Below are 4,112 nucleotides of genomic sequence, written 5' to 3'. Positions count from 1 at the left end.
CGGGCCGCGGTCCGCATTCATAACCGGACAAGTGCTCGTCGTGGACGGCGGTGCCACGGCATGAACCAGCACGACACCATAGACAACGAAGAGGGGAGGCAGTTGTGAGCGACCAGCGAATCGCCATCATCGGGGCGGCCGAGTCCGACTATGGCCGATGCACCGGACGGACCGAGTTGGACCTGCACGCGCAGGCAGCCGAACGGGCGTTGAAGGAAGCCGGTATCGACAAGTCCGAGGTCGACGGGTTGTTTACTGTGACCAACGAGTTCCACCGCATGCCCAGCCTCCTCGTGGCCGAGTACCTGGGGATCCATCCCGACTACGAGGACTGCACTAGCGTCGGAGGATCAACATTCGAAGCCCTGGTCAATCACGCTGTGGCAGCCCTTCGCGCCGGGCGCTGCAAAGTCGCCCTCGTAACCTACGGCTCGACCCAGCTGAGCGACACCGGCCGTTCTCTCGGCACGACGAGCGCGCCGATCTCCCACCTCGCCCAGCAGTACGAGGAGCCGTTCGGGCTCAACATCGTCTCGGCTTATGCGCTCGCGGCGCAGCGGCACAAGCATTTGTATGGAACGACGAGCGAACACTTGGCCGAGATCGCGGTCTCAACCCGCTACAACGCGTCGCTCAACCCGTTGGCAATGTACCAGGACCAGATCACAGTCGATGATGTGCTCGGATCACGCATGATCGCCTCGCCGCTGCACCTGCTCGACTGCTGTGTCATCTCCGACGGCGGCGGTGCACTGGTGCTGACGACAGAGGACCGGGCCAAGGACGCGGCCATGGACCCGATCTGGGTACTGGGTGCGGCCGAGCGCAGCGACCACCTGCACATCGCGCAGATGCCCGACCTCGTCACGACCGCCGGAGCCCATACCGGTAAGCGTGCCTTTGCCGAGGCCGGGATCACCCCGGCCGACGTCGACGTGGTGTGCACGTACGACAGCTTCACCGTTACTGTGTTGCTGGCCTTGGAAGACCTCGGGTTCTGCGCCAAGGGTGAGGGTGGGCCTTTCGTTAGCGGGGGCCGCACCCGGGTTGGCGGCGAGCTGCCGGTCAACCCAGACGGCGGGGGGTTATCGTCTAACCACCCGGGCATGCGAGGGGTTTTTCTGCTGATCGAGGCGGTCCGTCAACTGCGGGGGCTCGGCGGGGATCGTCAGGTCGAAGGAGCTGAGATCGCCGTGGCCCACGGCTGTGGCGGTTGGCTGTCGCACACCGGAACCGTCGTCCTGGGGAGGAACGCGTGAACACACTGACACCCATCGAGCTGCCCGTTCCGAAGCCGGACGCCGACAGTGAGCTCTTCTGGGCGGCGCTACGCGACGAGCACCTGCTGGTCCAGCGCTGCGGAGCGTGCGGCACTGCGCAGTTGTACTTTCGTGCGATGTGCAGCGCATGTTGGTCAAGGGATCTGGCGCACGAGCAGAGCCCGGGTCACGGCATGGTGTATTCCTTCTCCGTAGTGCACCAGATCGGCCAGCCGGCGCTGCGTGCCGAGGTTCCGTACGCCCTCGCACTGGTCGACCTTGACGAGGGCCCGCGCGTGCTGAGTCGGGTCGTGGGCGATCCCGACGCCGTACAGATCGGCCAGCGGGTTACGGCCACCTTCCGACACTTCAGCGAGCACACCCTGCTCTACTTCGTGCAAGACTCCGTCGACGCGACGACCGATAATGATAAGTGAGGCCGAGAGCATGCCACTCGAGCTGATCCCATTGGATCTGGGACACATCACGAACGTCCAGTGCGCGGCACACAAATATTTTCAGGGATTCGGCGAGACGACGTCGGCTCAGATGATCGTGTGGCTCATCAAGGGTGGGCCGTTCCCTGTCATTGTGGACTTCGGGCCCGGCGATCCTGCGACGGTCAAGGAGCGGTTCGGGCGCGACTACGTGCAGACCCCGGAACAGACCCTCCAGGTGGCCATGGCGGCCGCGGGCGTCGATCCCGCGTCGGTGGGTGCGGTCGTGCTCACGCACCTGCACTGGGACCACGCGCTTGGTATGGAGAGTAACCCGTTCCCGAACGCTCTCATTTACCTCCAGCGTGAGGAGGCGCGGTACGCCGCGACGCCGTACAGCCCGCACAACGGGCTGTACGAGCCTCACCTGCTGCGCAAGTTGTTGCCCACCCATGCCACGGAGTTCGAGAACCTGCGTCTCATCGAAGGTGACTTCACGCTGTTTGATGGCGTAACGGTGCTGTTCGCTCCGGGGCACACGCCGGGCTCCCAGGCGGTGCTGGTCGAGACCGGCGAGGTGACCTACATCCTTGCCGGCGACAACGTACCGTTCGCGGACAGCTGGCAGGGCCTGACTCAGTCTGAGTGGATCCCGAGCGGGACGCACGTGTCGGTGACCGACATCTACGCCACGCTGGGCCGCTTCGCCCAGCTCGCCGATGTGGTGCTCCCGTCCCACGACGCGGTGGTCCTCGAGTGGGCCCCCTTCCCATCCGGCGGGCCGACGTACCGAGCCGGCGGCTCGTCGTCGGCGGTTCCACCCGACCGTCGACGCGGCTGATATGGACATCGGGCAGTGGGTCAGGCGTTCTGCGCTGGACTCGCCAGAGCGGGTGGCTGTGCGTTCGAGCGCCGGGTCACGCACCTATGCGGAAGTCATGGAGCATTCCTCGAGGCTTGCCAACGCGTTGGCGGGGCTCGGGCTGGAGCGCGGGGACCGTGTCCTGGTGCTCCTGGAGAATCGTCTTGAGTACCCGGAGATCGACCTCGGAATCGTCACGGGCGGGTTCGTCCGGGTCGCCTTGAACGCCCGGCTTGGGGTTCGCGATTTCAGCCTAGTGGCCGAGGACAGCGGCGCGAGGGTGATCATCTCGGAGGAGGTCTTCGACGAGGTAGCCGGCGAGATCACCGACGCCTACGGGCTGACGTGGATCCGTCTGGGTAGCGTCGTTGTTGCGGGCGGCCCCCTGGAGTACGACGCGGTCCTCGCGTCCGCTCGCAGCGTGCTCCCGGATGTTCTGCCCGGCTCCGGCGACACGGCGTGGATCTCTTACACCTCGGGTACGACAGGGCGTCCGAAGGGTGTAGTGCTCAGCCATCGAGCCATCACCGAGGTCGCTCGCAACTTGCTCATCGGCCTCGGTCCGGTGCGTCGGGGAGACGGGATCCTGCTCCCGCAACCCGTATCGCACGGTGCCGGCTACTTCGTGCTGCCGTACCTCGCGGGCGGCGGGACCGTCCGTCTGATGCGGCATTTCGATCCGCACGAGGCGGCAGACATCTCAGTGCGCGAGCACATTGGTGCTCTCAAGTGCGTTCCAGACATGCTGAACACCATGGTGTCGGAGAGAGTCGCCGCGCCGTTCAGTTCCATCATCTACGGCGCAGCGCCGATCGCTCAGCCGCAGCTGGAGGCCGCGCTCAACCTCTTTGGCCCGGTGCTCACCCAGATCTACGGGCAGTCCGAGGCTCCGGCGACCCTCACGATCCTCGACAAGGCTGACCATGCCCGGGTCGGTGCGCACCGCAATTCAGCGGGGCGACCCTGGCCCTTCGTCGCGACCAGGATCGTGGATCCCGACGGGCAAGAGGTGGCCGCGGGAGCGACCGGCGAGCTGATCATCTGTGCCCCGCACCAGATGGACGGATACTTCGGTCGTGAGGACCTGACCCGCGAAGTATTGCGGGACGGTTGGATCTGGACACGCGACATGGCCTTCCGCGATGACGAGGGCTATATCCACCTGCAGGGGCGGCGCGACGACATCATCAATTCCGGAGGATTCAACATCGCTCCCCGTGAGGTTGAGAACGTGCTGGTGATGCACCCGTCGGTGGAGGAAGTGGCGGTGATCGGACTTCCCGATGCCCGGTGGGGCCAGGCTGTCACCGCCTTCGTCGTCGTGAAGGGCGGGGTCTCGCTGCTCGACGGCGAGATCGAGGAGTTCAGCAAGCCCCTCCTGGGCTTCAGGTGTCCGCGGCATGTTATCTTTGTCGAGGCGCTGCCTCGCAACAGCTATGGAAAGGTCGATCTCGTGGCGCTCCGACAGTCCTCCTTCGACGCGTTGCTGCACCCATGAACGACAATCGCGACGACTCCGTCGCTCTCACTCTCGCTGATCTCGCTCTCGCTGCT

The 4,112-nt window shown here is 65.3% G+C and carries 4 protein-coding genes; all 4 read left to right on the top strand.

The genetic code is table 11. The features are described 5' to 3' along the window. The first annotated feature begins 104 nt into the window (after positions 1-104). The 4 genes from ACESNG_RS13675 to ACESNG_RS13660 are packed head-to-tail and all read left to right on the top strand — an operon-like array spanning position 105 to position 4,056. Complete coding sequence (locus ACESNG_RS13675) at positions 105-1,259, top strand: acetyl-CoA acetyltransferase (protein ID WP_373069409.1); 1,155 nt, start codon at positions 105-107, stop codon at positions 1,257-1,259. Then, on the top strand, positions 1,256-1,696 hold the full coding sequence (locus ACESNG_RS13670) for a Zn-ribbon domain-containing OB-fold protein (RefSeq protein ID WP_373069407.1): 441 nt from the start codon (positions 1,256-1,258) through the stop codon (positions 1,694-1,696). Before ACESNG_RS13675 ends, ACESNG_RS13670 begins: the two co-directional genes overlap by 4 nt. A gap of 10 nt (positions 1,697-1,706) precedes the next feature. Then, positions 1,707-2,537 carry an N-acyl homoserine lactonase family protein gene (locus ACESNG_RS13665; protein ID WP_373069405.1) on the top strand — a complete coding sequence of 277 codons (831 nt, stop codon included), beginning with the start codon at positions 1,707-1,709 and terminating at the stop codon, positions 2,535-2,537. A gap of 1 nt (position 2,538) precedes the next feature. Continuing rightward, positions 2,539-4,056, top strand: coding sequence for an AMP-binding protein (locus ACESNG_RS13660; RefSeq protein ID WP_373069403.1), 1,518 nt, complete (start codon positions 2,539-2,541; stop codon positions 4,054-4,056). The last annotated feature ends 56 nt before the right edge of the window (positions 4,057-4,112 follow it).

It is taken from the genome of Gemmatimonas sp. (genome assembly GCF_041689975.1).
GTDB lineage: Bacteria > Gemmatimonadota > Gemmatimonadetes > Gemmatimonadales > Gemmatimonadaceae > Gemmatimonas.
This window is presented reverse-complemented; position numbering and strand designations above follow the sequence as displayed.